Raw genomic sequence first — 15,496 nt, forward strand, 5'->3', positions numbered from 1 at the left:
CGCGCCTCAACGCCCCACCGCATATCCCTGCATGCCCCGTGCATTGGCCCCGGCACGCAGCACCAGCCGGCCCTGCGCATCGCGCTCTCTGGTGCAGGCGGACATGCGGCCCTCCGACCACGGCTCGCCCACCTTCACCTCATGCCCACGCGCGCGCAACGCCGCGATGGTGTCTTCAGGCAGCCGCGATTCCACGCTGAGCCGGTTGAGGACCACCGAGCGTGGCCAGAAGGAGCCGGGAAAATGATCGATATGCCAGGCGGGCGCGTCGATGGCTTCCTGCAGGTTCATGCCGTGCACGGCGTGGCGCAGGAAGAAGGCGACGGACCATTGGTCCTGCTGGTCGCCGCCGGGTGTGCCGAACACCATGTAGGGCTCGCCGTCGCGCAGTGCCAGCGAAGGCGAGAGCGTGGTGCAGGGGCGCTTGCCCGGCGCCAGCGTGTTGGGCAGGCCTGGTTCGAGCCAGGTCATCTGCAGGCGGGTGTTGAGCGCGAAGCCAAGCTCGGGAATCACCGGGCTGGACGACAGCCAGCCGCCCGACGGCGTAGCGGCGACCATATTGCCGTGGCGGTCGATCACGTCGATGTGGCAGGTGTCGCCGACAAAGATCTCGCGCTCGGCCCATTCCGCGACCGGGGGCATCGACGCGAAAGTGGGCTCGCCCACGCCGAAGCGCACATCGGCTTGCCGCAGCGTGCGTTCCGCCGCGCCGAGATCGGGCAGGCGGGGCGCGCGGCCCCCGACGGTGCCGGGCAGGATGTCGGGCGAGGCGCGCTCGCCAATCTGGCGCGCGCGGGCGGCCAGGTAGGCGGGATCGAGCAGGCCGGCCAGCGGCGCGTCGCCAAAGCGGGGGTCGCCGTACCACGCCAGGCGGTCGGCCATGGCCAGCTTGGCCGCCTCGGCGATGCGGTGGACGAACTCGGGCGAGGTGGGCGCGTGGGCGGCAAGATCGGCGTGGCGCAACATGCCGATCTGCTGCAGGAAGGCGGGGCCCTGGCTCCAGATGCCGCACTTGGCCACCGTATAGCGGCCGAAATCCAGCGTGGCGGGTGCCTCCACCGTGGGCGTCCAGTCCGCCATGTCTTCATGGCGGAGCAAGCCCTTGTGGCGCTCGCCGGTGGTGTCGCGCACGGCCTGCGTGCGGCAGAAGCTGTCGATTTCCCTGGCAACGAAGCCGCGGTACCAGCAATCCAGCGCGGCGTCGATCTGCTGCTCGCGCGTGCCGCCGGTGGCCTCGGCCGTTTCCACAATGCGCGTATAGGTCCGGGCCACGCCAGGCGTCGCATGCAGGCTGCCGGGACGCGGCACGCGTCCATCCGGCAGCCAGACATTGGCCGAACTGTGCCACTCGTTCTGGAACAACTCGCGCACCGCCAGGATGGCTTGCGAGATGCGCGGAACCAGCGGGAAGCCGTCGCGTGCATAGGCAATGGCGGGCGCCAGCACATCAGCCAGCGTCCAGGTGCCGTAGTCGCGCAGCATGGTGAGCCATGCGCCGAAGGCACCAGGCACGGTGGCGGGCAGCAGGCCGATGCCGGGCACCAGGTCCAGCCCCCTGGCACGCATGGCGGCCGGGTCGGCCAGTGCCGGCGCGGGACCTTGGCCGCAGACCGAGCGCACCGCGCGTTCGCGCTCGCTCCACAGCAGGATCGGCACTTCGCCGCCCGGGCCGTTCAGGTGCGGCTCCACCACCTGCAGTACAAAGCCGCCGGCCACCGCCGCGTCGAAGGCATTGCCGCCGCGCTCGAGCACGCTCATGGCGGTTTGCGAGGCCAGCCAGTGGGTGGACGAGACCACGCCAAAGGTACCGACGATTTCCGGGCGGGTGGTGAACATGAAGGCTCCGTGGGGTCCGGACAGGGCGGCGAAGTGCACAGCGCAAGCCGAAGGGGGTTGGTGCCTTGAAGTATACGGTTTCCGGATAACCGTTTGTCGCGGATTGCTTATCGTTGTATGAGTGATTGGTTATGCATAACAATCACCCCAAAGGCGACCCGGATGGCCCGACGACGAGGCGCTCCATACGTGATCGGCAAACCTTGACGGCTCGCTTCGCATCGCGGGGCCGTGTTTGCAGCCCCTCCCGCTTGCGGGAGAGCAAGCCGGGGTCTGATCCAGCTTGCCATCGGTAGGGGAAGCGGTGCCCGCCCCGGGTCCTGCGCCTACAACCCCAGCACGTTAGCCCCGATCTTCGGATCGATCGCCCGCTCAAGCTGCTGCGGATAGACCGTCACGGTTACCTCCAGCGATCCCGTCCCGACCTCCATCGCCAGGATATGCCCACCGTAGGTGTCGAACAGCTTGTCCCCGGCGACACCGTGCGCGTGGATGGAGGGCTTGCCTTCTTTCCAGGCCAGGCTCCCCACGATACTGGCCATCTCCACATTGCGGAACGTCTTCGGATTGAATGCTTTCTTGTCCGCATCCCAGAACCCGAACGTCACGTTGGCAAAGCCGATGGCACTCAGGCTGGCGCTGGGCACGCGCTCGCAGATGGCAAACGCTTCGATTTGTTCGAACACGTTGTCGCCCATGCGCAGCACCAGCAGGTAGCCGGTGGGGGTCTTGATATAGCGCTTGACGCTGGCGCTCGGGTAGCCGGGATTCTGGCTGGCGGCCTGCGCGTTGGCGCAGTCGCTGGATTGCGCGCGGGCCGGCGACGCGGCGATGCCTAGTGCGAGAATGCTTGCTGCCGCCAGGGCCATGCCGTGCTTCGCCAGCTTGCTGCCAATACGTGTTTGCTTCATGTCAGTCTCCTATCGGTTATGTTGGTGGTACCGCATACTTCGATCAAATCAGTCAGCGCAGCCAGCTCGCGGGTACGAGAATGAGCTGCGGGAACAGCACGAAAAGGAACATCAGCGCCGTCAGCGAAAGCAGGAACGGCCACACGCCGGCGATCACGCTGTCCAGGCTGCAGCGCGAGGTGCCTGCCACCACGTTGAGCACCGTGCCTACCGGCGGCGTCAGCAGCCCGATGGCGTTGTTGAGGATGAACATCACGCCGAAGTACACCGGATCGATGCCGGCCTTGGTGATCACTGGCATCAGGATGGGCGTCATGATCAGCACGGTGGGCATCAGGTCCAGCGCGGTGCCGACGATGATGACCAGCACCATGATCACGAACATCAGCAGGATCTTGTTGTCGATGAACGGGTCGAGCAACGCCGTCACCTGGGCCGGGATATTGGCGATGGTGATCAGCCATGCCGAAACCAGCGCGCAGGCCACCAGGAACAGCACGGTGCTGGAAGTCTTGGTCGCGGTGATGATCAACCGGGGCAGGTCGCGCAGGTTCAGCTCGCCATAGACGAAGCGGCCGACTGCAATGGCATAGACCACGGCGACGACCGCCGCTTCCGTGGGGGTGAACGCGCCTATCTTCATGCCGCCGATGATGACCACCGGCAGCACCAGCGCCCACACGCCGTCCATCAATGACCGCCGCAGCCGGCGAAACTCGAAGCGCTGCGTGGCGGCGGCGGCCGGCGATTCCTTGCGGGCGCAGAACCACCAGGTAGCGGTCAGCGTCAGCGCCATCATGGCGCCCGGCGCGATGCCGGCGAGGAACAGCTTGGTGATCGACACCTGCGCCACCACCCCGAACACCACGATGGCGATCGACGGTGGAATCACCGGCGCGATAATGCCGCCCGCGGCGATCAGGCCCGCCGAGCGCGGCACGTTATAGCCGGCGTTGCGCATCATGGGGATCAGCAGGGCGGCCACCGCGGCGGTGTCCGCCACCGCCGAGCCGGAGATGCTGGCCACCACCGTGGCGGCGATGATCGCGACATAGCCGAGCCCGCCGCGCACATGGCCCACGGCGGCTTCCGCCACCTTGACGATGCGGCTGGACAGGCCGCCGGCGTTCATCAGCTCGCCGGCCAGCATAAAGAACGGCACCGCCATCAGCGGGTAGTTGTTCACGCCCTCCAGCATGTTCTGGGCAATGATCTGCGTGTCGAAATTGCCCAGGTGAAACATCAGGGCGATGCCCGACACCAGCAACGAGAAGGCGATCGGCATGCCAAGCGCCATGGCGCCCAGCAGGGAACCGACAAATACAACGATAGTCATGGCAAGCTCCAGGAATCATTCGCCGCTGACGCCGGATGCCGGCACCAGCTCCGTGCGCGGCATGCGCCCGCTCAGCAGTCGCCACAGCGAGTGCGTCAGCAGGCAGGCCATGCCCAGGCTGCTGAACAGCAGGCAGGCGTAGACCAGGCCGATGGGTACGCCCGTCACCGGCGCCATGTCGTCCATGCCGATCACCACCAGCTTCCACGCGCCGTTGGCGAGCAGCAGGCAGCAGGCCAGGGCGCCCAGGTCGGCGATAAAGCGGCAAAGTCGCTGCCCCGGCTCGCCAAGCCGGGACACGATGGTGGACATGCCAAGGTGCGCCTTGTCGCGCATCACCAGCAGGGCGCCGGTCAGCGTCAGCCACATAAAGACGAAGCGCGAGGCTTCCTCGGAAAACGCGATGCCTGAGTTGAAGGCATAGCGCAGCACCACGTTGGCAAATACCAGCACGATCATGACGGCCATCATGGCCACCATCGCGCCTTCCGCCGTGCGCACCAGCAGGCGGGTCACGGCGGGCTCTTCTGTCATCGGTTCGGTCATTGTCTGTCTCTCTGTTTTGTTATCCGTGAGGCGGGCGTCTCGCTATTCGGCTGGTTGCGGCTGGCGCAAGGCGCGTAGCGGTAGTTCGCCGGCCTGGGCCTCGATGCGATAGAAGCGCAGCGCGTTGCCGCACCACACGTCATGCGCGGATGCCGGGTCCAGTCCGCGCAATCCCTCGGCCATCGTGGCAACGACTTCCCCGATGTCGGCGCGCAGGCTGGACACTGGCAGGTTGCTGGCGAACATGCAGCGCTGCCTGCCGAAGATGTCCAGTGCCTGCCGGATGACACGCACGTTGCCGGCGCGGTCCCACGGCGCGCCGGGCAAGCCGAACTCGGACAGCTTCACGTGCACATTCGGCAGGCGCGCCAGTGCCTCCATGCCGCGGCGCCACACCGCAAGGCCGTCGTCGGAGCGGTCCCACGGCAGCCCTGTGTGCTCCAGCACCACGCGCAGCGCCGGGAACATCGCCACAGCCTCCGCTGCTTGCTGCAAATGCCAGAACGGCACGCGCAAATCCCACGACAGCTCATGCGCCGCGAGCAAGCCGAGGCCTTCCAGCCAGCGTGCGTCCTGCAGCGTGCCGGGCTGGCCGTGCACGCTCAGGTCCGCGCGGCGGCTGGTCAAAGGCTTGCACCGCACGCCGCGCACCAGCGGGTAGGCGACCTGCGCCAGCAGCCGCTCCTCGAGCTCAGCGCTGTTGAAGTCCGCATGCGCCACGATGGCATTGGGAAAGCCGTGCACCGCATGGATCCGGTGCAGCCAGCCGGTCTCGGCGAGGGACTCGGCGGGATGGCGCTCGGCTTCCACGTGCACGGTGGCGGCGAGAGGCAGCCCGGCCCAGCGGTCCAGGTAGGCATCCGGGCCGAAGTCGCCGCGCAGCGCGTCGTAGTCGCCGAGGAAGAAGGCTTGCGGATCGTAGTTCTCCTGCAGCCACGGATAGCGCGCATCGTCGCCGGGCCGCCAGAGATGATGGTGGGCGTCGGCGATGGCCGACGGCAAAGGCAGGGTCTGCATGTCCAGTCTCCGCGTGGCTTCAACGCTGGGCGTCGATGGCGCGCAGCACGGCGTCGCCGTTCTTCTGCACATAGAGCTGGCGCGTCTCTTCCCTGACGATTTTCCTGATGCTTGCCACATCCGGGTGTTCGTTGACCTGCATGCCCTTGGCGCGCAACTGGGCAATCGCGGCCGCTTCGTTATCCGCGTTGAGCTTGCGCTGGAAGGTGGCGGCGGCAGCGGCTTCTTCCAGCAGGATCTTCTGGTACTCCGGCTTGAGTGAGTCGAACTTCGCCTTGTTCATCAGGACCACCAGCGCGGTGTAGGCGTGGCGCGTGAGCGAGAGATACTTCTGCACCTCGTACATCTTGGACGACAGCATCAGCGTGGGCGGGTTCTCTTGCCCGTCCACCGCGCCGGATTCCAGCGCGCCGAAGACCTCGGCGAACGGCATCGGCCGCGGACTCGCTCCCAGCAGCTGGAAGGCCTTGATATGCGACGGGTTCGGCGTGGTGCGGATCTTCAGGCCGCGAATATCCTCGGCCTTGGTGATCTGCCGCTTGTTGTTGCCCAGGCTGCGAAAGCCAATCTCCCAGAACGCCAGGCCCTTGATCTGGTGCGCGGCCAGTTCATCGAGCAGGCCGCGCCCCACCGCGCCGTCGAGCGTGCGGTAGGCCTGCGGGCCGTCATCGAACTGGTAGGGCAGGTCGAGCGCGTTGAGCCGGGGCGCGAGGCCGGTGACGAACGGGTTGCCGGTCGCACCGATATCGATGGTGCCGCTGCGGATGCCGGTGACCAGTGTGGTGTCGTTGCCCAGCTGGCTGTTGGCGAAGACCTGGATCTCGATCGCGCCTTGGGTGCGCTCCTTGACCTTCTTGCTGAACGATATCGCGGCCTGGTGCTGGGAATCGGTCTCGGGCACGGTATGGCTGAAGCGCAGCTTGATAGGCGATTGCGCGGCGGCCAGGCCGGCGGCGCTGGCAAGCAAAGCGGCCAGCACGATACGCGAAATGGCGTGTTTCATGGTGTCTCCTTGGTGTTGTGTCGATGGCGAGCCCGGGTGGTCCCGGGTCTTGCCTGGTGTCGTGCGGAAGGCTCGGGGGAGCGGGCCGGGCAGGCTGCCGCGGCCGGGGTTGTCCAACGGGGCGCCGGTGCCGGGCAGGGCCGGCGCGTCATCTCAGACCTTTACCTGGGCGTCTTTGACCACCTTGGCGCACATGGCGCCTTCATGTGTATTGCAGATCAGCAGGTTCGAACGACCTGCGTAGCATGGTTTGTTTCCAGTCTGCTTTTGTAGGCCCTGCGAGGCTTGATCTGCTACAGCCTGCTTTCTCCTCGCGCAAGCGGGAGAGGGGAGAAAACCACACGCCGCTGGCGTGACTACATCGCTTCGGCCAGCATCGCCGCATACTCCTCCGCGCTCGCAATTCGCGGATTGGTCTTGTGGCAATGGTCGGCCAGCGCCCCTTCGATAATCCGGGGGAACCACGCGCTCGTGACGCCCAGCGCCGCCAGCCCGGCCGGCAGGCCCAGCCGCAGGTTCATCGCGGCAATTGCCGGACCGATCGACTCGGGGCCGTCTAGCTGCATCGCCTGCGCCATGCGTTCCAGCCGCTGCTCGTCGCGTACCGACGGCGCCGAAGCATTGAAGCGGATCACCGCCGGCAGCAGGACGGCGTTCAGCGTGCCGTGGTGCAGCGAGGGGTTCAGCCCGCCCAGCGAATGGCTCAGGCTGTGCACGCAGCCCAGCCCTTTCTGGAACGCCAGCGCGCCTTGCATCGAAGCGCTCATCATGTTCAGGCGCGCGGAGCGGTCCATCGGCGATGCCGTGGCGGTCTCGATATGCATCCAGGCGCGGTGCAAGCCATCCAGCGCGATGCCGTCGGCGGGCGGGTTGAAGGCCGGCGCCAGGAAGGTCTCGATGCAGTGCGCAATCGCATCCATCCCGGTGGCGGCGGTCAGCCGCGGCGGCAGGCCGAAGGTCAGTTCGGGGTCGCAGATGGCGACGCGCGGCACCAGGTAGGGCGAGAGCACGCCTACCTTGCGCCCGTCGTCGAGGATCAGCACCGCGCCACGGCCCACTTCGCTGCCGGTGCCGGCCGTGGTGGGGATGGCGATCAACGGTGCCGTGGCCGCAGTGATGCGCGCAACGCCGCCTTCGATCGCGGCAAACGTCTTGAGCGGACCCTTATGGGTGGCGCAGACGGCCACACCCTTGGCCAGATCGATGGGCGAGCCGCCGCCCACCGCGATGATGCCGTCGCAGCGGTGCTCGGTGTACAGCGCCACCGCCTCGCGCATGGCGCGCTCGGTCGGGTTGGAGGGGGTGCCGTCGAAGACCACGGCCTGCACGCCCGCGGGTAGTTGCGCCAGGACGTGCTCCAGGATGCCTGCGGCTCTGACGCCGGCATCGGTGACGACCAGCGGGCGGGAAATGCCGATGCGCTCGCACTCCTGCGGCAGCAGCGCCACCGCGCCGAAATCGATCTGGATCTGGGTGATGTAGTTGATCAGGGCCATGTTGTCTCTTGTCTCCGTGCTTGATTTTTGCTGCGTCGCTTCCCGGAAGCCGCGGGAAGCTGCATTGGTGACGAAGTCTAGAAACAAGCTGCCGGCGTCACAACGTGGATTTACTTGAAGCGGTTCCAAGTTTTTTTCATAGCCGCGCCGGTCCTAGTTTTTCTTGAAGAGGCGCTGAGATTTTCTCGTTTGGCGAGCGGCGAGGGAAACCCTAGACTTCGGCAGGTCAAGGCAACGCATCGAACCTGCCCTTGCGGCAGGCGCCCACGCAACATAGGCCGACCCTAAGCAAACCAGAAGCAGACCAAAAGCAGACCATGAGACAAGCCATCCTGATCGAGTATGACGAGTGCATCGCCACCGTTACGCTGAACAACCCCGACAAGCTGAACGCGCTCGACCTGGGCATGTGGCAGGGCCTGGCGCGGGCCTTCGAGACGCTGTCGGCCAACGAGGACCTGCGCTGTATCGTGCTGCGCGGCGCGGGCGACAAGGCCTTTGCGGCCGGCGCGGATATCGAGGAATTCACCCGCATGCGCGCCAGCTCGGCGCAGGCCGCAGACTATGCGCATATCACCCATGCCGCCATGCAGGCCATCGCGGAAAGCCGGCATCCCACCGTGGCGATGATCCAGGGCGCGTGCGTTGGCGGCGGACTGGAGATCGCTTCCGTGTGCGATATGCGCATCTGCGGCGAGTCCAGCCGCTTCGGCGTGCCGGTCAACCGGCTCGGGCTGGTGATGTCGTATGGCGAACTCGGTGGCCTGATGGCGCTGGCGGGGCACGCCGCCGCGCTGGAGATCGTGCTGGAAGGCCGTGTATTCGGCGCGGCCGAGGCGCTCGAGAAGCGCCTGGTCAACCGCGTCGTCCCCGACGCCGGGGTGCCGGACGAAGCCTACGCCGCGGCGCGGCGCATCGGCCAGGGCGCACCGCTGGTGGCGCGCTGGCACAAGAAGTTCGTGCGCCGTCTGATGAACCCCACGCCGCTCAGCGCGGAAGAACAGGCCGAAGCCTATGCCTGCTTCGAGACGGAAGACTTCCGCATCGGCTACCAGGCCTTTGTCGGCAAGACCAAGCCCGTGTTCCAGGGGCGCTGATCCGGCCCCTTCCCATCCCGACGCCGCGCGAGCACGCGCGTTGTCACCTAGCCATAAGGTTTCCAATGAATTTGCCGTTGTCGAACATCAAGGTCCTCGATGTCAGCCAGATCATGGCCGGCCCCTTTTGCTGCATGCTCCTTGGCGACATGGGCGCCGACGTCATCAAGGTCGAGACGCCCGGCGTGGGCGACCAGACCCGCAAGGCCATGGGCTTCAAGCTCAAGGGCGAGGACAGTGGCGGTTTTCTCGCGCTGAACCGCAACAAGCGCAGCGTGGAGATCGACCTGAAGAATCCCGCCGGGCTGGAAGCGTTCTACGAACTGGTGCGCGGCGCCGATGTGCTGGTGGAGAACAACCGCCCCGGCGTGGCCGCCCGGCTCAGGATCGATTACCCGGTGCTGCGCGAGATCAACCCGCGGCTGGTCTATGCCAGCATTTCCGGCTTCGGCCAGACCGGCCCCTGGTCGCGCCGCCCGGGGCTGGACCTGATCGCGCAGGCGATGTCGGGCGTGATGAGCGTGATGGGCCACCCGGAGGCGCCGCCGGTCAAGTCGAGCGTGCCGATCGCCGACCTTGGCGCAGGCCTGTTCAGCGCCTATGGCATCCTGAGCGCGATCATCGGGCGTGGGCACACTGGCCAGGGCCAGTATGTGGACGCATCGCTGTTCGAGACGGCGCTGGGTTTGTCGGTCTGGGAGTCGGCGGAGTACTGGGGAACCGGTACGGTGCCGGTGCCGATCGGCAGTGCCAATCGCATGAGCGCGCCTTATCAGGCGGTGCGGGCGGCGGATCGCCACTTTGTCATCGGCGCCGCCAACCCCAAGCTGTGGGCCGCACTGTGCGAGGCGATCGGTCGCACGGACCTGTTGCAGGACCCGCGCTTCACGGATAATGCAGCGCGCATCCGCAACCGCGACGCGCTGATTCGCGAGATCGAAGGCGAGTTCGCGCGGCGGCCCGCCGAGGAATGGGTGGAAGCCTTGCTGGCGGCGGGCGTGCCGGCGGCGCCGATCTATACCTACGACGAAGCGCTGGTCAGCGAGCAGGCCGTTGCCCGAGAGATGGTGCTGGAGATCGACCATCCCGTGGAAGGCCGCGTGAAGGCGCTCGGCTTTCCCGTTAAGCTTAGCGGGACGCCGCAGCAGGTCCGCTACCCGGCTCCCTTGCTCGGGCAGCACACGCAAGAGGTGCTCGGCGAATTCGGGCTGGACGACAGGGCGATACAGGCACTGCGCGAACGTGGCGCATTCGGCCAGCCGGTTGCGCCACAAACGCTGAAGAACGGCACTGCCTGAAGCAGGCAAGAAAGAGTCAGAGACTGCACAGCATTAAAAGCACAAAGCAAAAAATCACGGAGACAAGCCTCATGAAGCTCTACTCACGCCCTTGGCGCGTGGCAGCACCCGTCGTCATCGCCACCATCGCCGCCTGGACAGGCGTGGCCGCCGCGCAGGACGGCCCTTACCCCAACCACCGCATCGAACTGATCGTGCCCTGGCAGGCCGGCGGCGGCGCCGATGTCGTGGCACGCGCGCTGTCTGCCGCCGCCGCCAAGCACCTGCCGCAGCCGCTGGTGGTCATCAACAAGCCCGGCGCCACCGGCGCGGTCGGCCTGGGCGAGGTCGTGCACGCCAAGCCGGACGGGTACAAGCTGGTGCTGTCATCCAGCGAGCTGACCTTCCTCAACTACCTGGGACTGGCCAAGTTCACCTACCAGGACCTGGTGCCGATCGCGCGGCTCAATGCCGATCCGGCCGCCGTGGTGGTGCGTGCCGACGCCCCTTACGCCACGCTGGAGCAGTTCCTGGACCAGGCCCGCAAGCCTGACTCCAACGTCCGCGTGGGCAACGCCGGGCAGGGCTCGACCTGGCATATGGCCGCCGCCGCGCTGGCGGAGAAGACCGGGGCGAAGTTCAACCACATCCCCTATGCCGGCGGCGCCCCGGCCACCATGGCGCTGCTGGGTGGCCATATCGACGCGGTGACGGTGAGCACCGCCGAGGTTGCCAGCTACGTGGCGGCGGGCAAGCTCAAGGTGCTCGCGGTGATGGCCGACAAGCGCGTCGCCGGCTACGAAAACGTGCCGACCCTCAAGGAGCGCAACATCGATCTGTCAATGGGCATCTGGCGCGGCATCTCGGCGCCCAAGGGCACGCCGCCGGAAGTCATCAACATCCTCAAGGCGGCGGTGGCCAAATCCGTGCAGGAGCCGATCATGCGGCAGACGCTGGAGAAGCTGCATTTCAGCACCGACACCTATGCCGACGATGTGACGCTGCAAGCCGTGATGGCGAAGGAATCGGCGCAATACAAGCAGCTGGCCAGCCGGATCGCCGTCAAGGATTAACGCGATGCCCAGCTTCACATTCGACCAGCCGTTCATCGATGCCCATCATCACTTCTGGGACCTGCAGGCCAATCCTTATCCGTGGCTGCAGGGTGAAGAGGTAAAGGGCTTCCGCTACGGGGATTACTCCGCCCTGAAGCGCGATTACCTGCCGGAGGATTTCGAGCGCGACACGCGCGGCTTCGCGCCGGCCCTGACCGTGCACGTGGAAGCGGAATGGGCCCGCGCGAACCCGGTGGACGAGACCTCCTGGCTGACCGCGCTGGCCCGGCGCACGGGCCGTCCTTCGGCGCTGGTCGCGCATGCGCAACTGGACCGCGCCGACGTGGCCGAGATCCTGGCGGCGCAGGCCGCCTTCCCGATGGTGCGCGGCATCCGGCAGAAGCCGGTGACCAGCGCCACGCGCGAAGGCGCCGCCCGCGGGCTGGCGGGATCGATGGACGACGAGCGCTGGCGGCGGGGCTATGCCTTGCTGGCCGGCCACGGCCTGTCCTATGACCTGCAGGCCCCGTGGTGGAACCTGGACCAGGCCGCCGCGCTGGCGCGCGATTTTCCCGGCACGCAGATCATCCTCAACCATACGGGCCTGCCGTCCGACCGCAGCGAGGCCGGCCTCAAGGGCTGGCGCGATGCGATGGCGGCGCTGGCCGCTCAGTCCAATGTGGCGGTGAAGATCTCCGGGCTTGGGCTGCCGGGCCGCGCATGGGAGCAGGCGGATAACGTGCCGGTGATCCGGGATGCGATCGCCATCTTCGGCACAGAGCGTTGCATGTTCGCGAGCAATTTCCCGGTGGACAGCCTGGTTGCTCGCTACGAGACGATTCTCTCCGGCTTCCTTGCGGCGATCGGGATCTACCCGGCCGCAGAACAACGCAAGTTGCTGCACGACAACGCCGCGCGCATCTACCGGCTTGCCGGTGCACATCATCAATAGGAAACCGAAATGAAGAACAGCCTGAAACCGGGTGCCGCCACAACGCGCTCGCTGAGCGTAGACCGCCCGCGCACCATCGACTTCCTCGGCGAGACGCTGCGCATCTACGCCACGCCGGAACTGATCCGCGATATCGAGCAAACCTGCCTGGACTTCCTGCAAGAGTACGTGGACGCGGGCGAAAGCTCGGTCGGCACCGAAGTCTCTATCCGGCACAGTGGCGCAACCCTGCTCGGGGGCGAGGTGGAGATCCATGCCGAAGTGACGAACATCGACGGGCGCAGCGTGAGTTTCCGCGTCTCGGCCAGCGATGGCATCGAAGATATCTGCACCGGCACGCATAGCCGCTTTGTGGTGAACGTGGACAAGCTGCGCGCGCGGGTGGACGCCAAGGCGGCGCAGTTGCGTGCAGGCTGAACGGCCTGCGCAGCGGGTTCAGGCGTGCCGGGGATCGTCGCCAGCCGCTACCTCGGCGCGCAGCCAGTTCACGAAGGTGGTGACGCGCGGATCGCCGAGTCGCTCTTCCGGGAACACCACGAAGTAAGAGAACTCCACCGGCAGGCGAATCTGCTCGAACAGGCGCACCAGCCGGCCCTGCCGCAGGTCTTCTTCGATCCAGTTCTTCTTGACCAGCGCCACGCCAAGGCCGCTGATCGCGGCATTGATCACCAGGTGGCTCGGCCAGAACGACGGGCCGCGCGACGCGTCGACATCCGTCACGCCCGCGTGGCTGAGCCACATCGACCAGTCGGGGTTGCTGACGTCGGTGTAGGTGCTGTCGTCATGCAGCAAGGTGTGGTGCTTCAGGTCGCCCGGTTCCTTGAGCGGGCGGGGGCCGGCCAGCAGCTCGGGGCTGCAGACGGGTATCACCTCGACCGACAGGCAAAGCTCGGAATGCAGGCCCGGATAATTGCCGCGGCCATAGCGGATGGCAAGGTCGAAATCGTCGCGGTCGAAGTTGATGGCGTGGTTGGAGGTGGAGACCTTGAGGTCGACCTCCGGGTACGCCTTCATGAAGCGGTCCATGCGCGGGATCAGCCATTTGACGGCGAAGGTCGGCGGCATGTTGACCTTCAGCGCGGGCAGGTCCTTGCTGTGCAGGCGCTGGGTGGCGTCGGCCAGCTGCTTGAAGGCCTGCTGCACGCTGGGCAGGTAAGCCATGCCGGCCGGCGTCAGCACCAGGGACTTGGCCTCGCGCAGGAACAACTGCACGCCGAGGCTTTCTTCCAGCGTCTTGATCTGGTGGCTGACCGCCGACGGGGTGACGTAAAGCTCGTCGGCGGCCCGCGTAAAGCTGAGATACCGGGCCGCAACCTCGAAAGCTCGCAGAGGATTCAGAGGGGGCATTCGTCGCGACATGCGGGTCTTTCCAACAGAAACTAAAACCAAAAGCAAGGGATCGAAAGCGCTGGTCGGGATGCACGCATCGACACCAGGCCATGGCCCGGACCGACAGGCGGCACCAGGTCATCGAGATTAGCAGTTAGTGCTTTCCGATGGAATAGGGATGAGCCCCGACACGGCCGGCACCGCAGCGCAAAAAGCACCGCTGCTCAAATTACTGCCGGAGTTGGAAGCGGAAGCACCAACCTACCGCGCAACCAATGATCGCAGCCGGGAAGCGGAGGCCATGGTACAGCGATTTAGACTGGGTCATGGCCCAACGCTACACGACGGCACCTTCAAGTTGACCATGCCCATCTTTACTACACTTCAGAACAGCGGACCCTGTCATTCGACGCACGGCTGGAAGTCTTGATTCGTGGGCATCCTCAGCGCTGGTAGCCGCCGAGCAAACGCTTGAGGAAGCGCTGGTTACGATACTTCACGCAACGCCTGCGGAAGTCGATACCCGGCGGGCATGCTCCCGTGCGCACCACCAAGGAGCTTCAGGATGGCTGGGAATATCCGTAAGCAGACCGATAACGGTGAACAAAAGCCAATTGCACTTGCTTTGCAGGGCGGCGGCATGCACGGTGCGTTCACGTGGGGCGTCCTCGACCGGCTGCTCGAGGATGAGAGATTTACCATCGAAGGCGTCAGTGCAACGAGCGCGGGGGCGATGAATGCCGCCGTGCTCGCCTATGGCTTGCTGCAAGGCGGGCACGACCGTGCGCGCCAGGCGCTCCACGATTTCTGGCTCGCGATCGCGCAATCGGCAGAGCGGTACAGCCCGTTGCGTTGGGTGCCGTGGCTGAAAGGGACACATAGCTTCGGGCTGAACCACTCGCCCTTGTACGCGATGGCGGACATCGTTCTCCGTATCCTGTCGCCATACCAGTTCAATCCCAATAACTCGAATCCGCTCCGGGACGTGCTGGAGAAGCAGGTCGATTTTGCGGCATTACGCAAGCAATGCCCGATACAGCTTTATCTGTGTGCGACCAATGTCGAGACTAGCAGGATACGCATCTTTTCAAGCGAGGACATTTGCGTTGAAAGCGTGCTGGCTTCGGCCTGTCCGCCAACCCTGTTTCAGGCCGTGTCAATCGACGGTGAGTACTTTTGGGATGGCGGCTATGTGGGTAACCCGGCAATTTTCCCGCTGATCTATCACTGCAATACAAGCGATGTCGTGATTGTCCATATCAATCCGATCGTACGCCGCGGCGTGCCGACCACTGCCGCCGACATCCTCAATCGCGTCAATGAAGTGAGCTTCAACTCGTCGCTCATGCGAGAAATGCGCGCGATAGCCTTTGTGACTTCGCTCATCCAGCAAGGCAAGGTTGACCGGAGCGAGATGAAGGAAATGCTGATCCACTCCATCCGTTCCGATGAGACGATGAGCGCCCTCGGGGCGTCGAGCAAGTACAACGCCGACTGGGACTTCCTTTGCTTCCTGCGTGACAAGGGGAGGGCTGCGGCCGAGGCATGGATCGCGGAAAACTACGACAATGTTGGCCAGCGCTCGAGCATTGACATCAAAAAGGAATTCCTTTGAGGATGATGACCGGGCAGCCGGGAAGC

14 protein-coding genes and 1 pseudogene are annotated in these 15,496 nt (G+C 65.6%); 6 read left to right on the forward strand and 9 right to left on the reverse strand.

Annotated features, from left to right (window positions below):
• Positions 1 to 6: 6 nt before the first annotated feature.
• The 7 genes from ACZY0R_RS09960 to ACZY0R_RS09990 all read right to left on the reverse strand — a co-directional run bounded on the left by ACZY0R_RS09960 (position 7) and on the right by ACZY0R_RS09990 (position 8,145).
• Positions 7 to 1,836, reverse strand: coding sequence for a gamma-glutamyltransferase family protein (locus tag ACZY0R_RS09960; protein ID WP_488858200.1), 1,830 nt, complete (start codon positions 1,834 to 1,836; stop codon positions 7 to 9).
• A gap of 326 nt (positions 1,837 to 2,162) precedes the next feature.
• Positions 2,163 to 2,747, reverse strand: coding sequence for a PPC domain-containing DNA-binding protein (locus ACZY0R_RS09965; RefSeq protein ID WP_045235773.1), 585 nt, complete (start codon positions 2,745 to 2,747; stop codon positions 2,163 to 2,165).
• Between the two features lie 52 nt (positions 2,748 to 2,799).
• Complete coding sequence (locus ACZY0R_RS09970; protein ID WP_488858201.1) at positions 2,800 to 4,083, reverse strand: TRAP transporter large permease; 1,284 nt, start codon at positions 4,081 to 4,083, stop codon at positions 2,800 to 2,802.
• Between the two features lie 15 nt (positions 4,084 to 4,098).
• A complete protein-coding gene (locus ACZY0R_RS09975; protein WP_488858202.1) occupies positions 4,099 to 4,629 on the reverse strand; it encodes a TRAP transporter small permease in 531 nt (176 codons plus the stop codon).
• Positions 4,630 to 4,671: 42 nt separating this feature from the next.
• Complete coding sequence (locus ACZY0R_RS09980; RefSeq protein ID WP_488858203.1) at positions 4,672 to 5,646, reverse strand: amidohydrolase family protein; 975 nt, start codon at positions 5,644 to 5,646, stop codon at positions 4,672 to 4,674.
• A gap of 19 nt (positions 5,647 to 5,665) precedes the next feature.
• Positions 5,666 to 6,649 (reverse strand): DctP family TRAP transporter solute-binding subunit, encoded by a 984-nt coding sequence (locus tag ACZY0R_RS09985; RefSeq protein ID WP_488858204.1) that lies wholly within the window; start codon positions 6,647 to 6,649, stop codon positions 5,666 to 5,668.
• 356 nt (positions 6,650 to 7,005) lie between these two features.
• Positions 7,006 to 8,145, reverse strand: coding sequence for an iron-containing alcohol dehydrogenase (locus tag ACZY0R_RS09990; protein ID WP_488858205.1), 1,140 nt, complete (start codon positions 8,143 to 8,145; stop codon positions 7,006 to 7,008).
• Between the two features lie 317 nt (positions 8,146 to 8,462).
• On the opposite strand from ACZY0R_RS09990, the gene ACZY0R_RS09995 reads away from it, so the two are divergent.
• The 5 genes from ACZY0R_RS09995 (at position 8,463) to ACZY0R_RS10015 (ending at position 12,943) form a co-directional block, all read left to right on the forward strand.
• Entirely contained in the window at positions 8,463 to 9,242 is a 780-nt protein-coding gene (locus ACZY0R_RS09995) for an enoyl-CoA hydratase-related protein (protein ID WP_488858206.1), read from the forward strand.
• A 65-nt stretch (positions 9,243 to 9,307) separates the two neighbouring features.
• The gene (locus tag ACZY0R_RS10000; protein ID WP_488858207.1) at positions 9,308 to 10,540 is read left to right on the forward strand and encodes a CaiB/BaiF CoA transferase family protein; all 1,233 of its coding nucleotides are present in this window, start codon (positions 9,308 to 9,310) and stop codon (positions 10,538 to 10,540) included.
• A 71-nt stretch (positions 10,541 to 10,611) separates the two neighbouring features.
• Positions 10,612 to 11,592 carry a tripartite tricarboxylate transporter substrate binding protein gene (locus ACZY0R_RS10005; RefSeq protein ID WP_045235781.1) on the forward strand — a complete coding sequence of 327 codons (981 nt, stop codon included), beginning with the start codon at positions 10,612 to 10,614 and terminating at the stop codon, positions 11,590 to 11,592.
• Positions 11,593 to 11,596: 4 nt separating this feature from the next.
• Positions 11,597 to 12,526, forward strand: a complete 930-nt coding sequence (locus ACZY0R_RS10010; RefSeq protein ID WP_488858208.1) for an amidohydrolase family protein — start codon at positions 11,597 to 11,599, stop codon at positions 12,524 to 12,526.
• A 9-nt stretch (positions 12,527 to 12,535) separates the two neighbouring features.
• Positions 12,536 to 12,943 (forward strand): thioesterase family protein, encoded by a 408-nt coding sequence (locus ACZY0R_RS10015; RefSeq protein WP_488858209.1) that lies wholly within the window; start codon positions 12,536 to 12,538, stop codon positions 12,941 to 12,943.
• A gap of 18 nt (positions 12,944 to 12,961) precedes the next feature.
• Here ACZY0R_RS10015 and ACZY0R_RS10020 read toward each other — a convergent pair whose 3' ends face one another.
• Together ACZY0R_RS10020 and ACZY0R_RS10025 are read right to left on the reverse strand one after the other, a co-directional pair.
• Positions 12,962 to 13,885, reverse strand: coding sequence for a transcriptional regulator GcvA (locus tag ACZY0R_RS10020; RefSeq protein WP_488858210.1), 924 nt, complete (start codon positions 13,883 to 13,885; stop codon positions 12,962 to 12,964).
• A gap of 208 nt (positions 13,886 to 14,093) precedes the next feature.
• Positions 14,094 to 14,183: pseudogene (locus ACZY0R_RS10025) on the reverse strand (IS6 family transposase); the annotation flags it as partial.
• 237 nt (positions 14,184 to 14,420) lie between these two features.
• Here ACZY0R_RS10025 and ACZY0R_RS10030 point away from each other — a divergent pair.
• Entirely contained in the window at positions 14,421 to 15,470 is a 1,050-nt protein-coding gene (locus ACZY0R_RS10030; protein ID WP_488858211.1) for a patatin-like phospholipase family protein, read from the forward strand.
• The last annotated feature ends 26 nt before the right edge of the window (positions 15,471 to 15,496 follow it).

Source organism: Cupriavidus sp. F041, assembly GCF_057814235.1.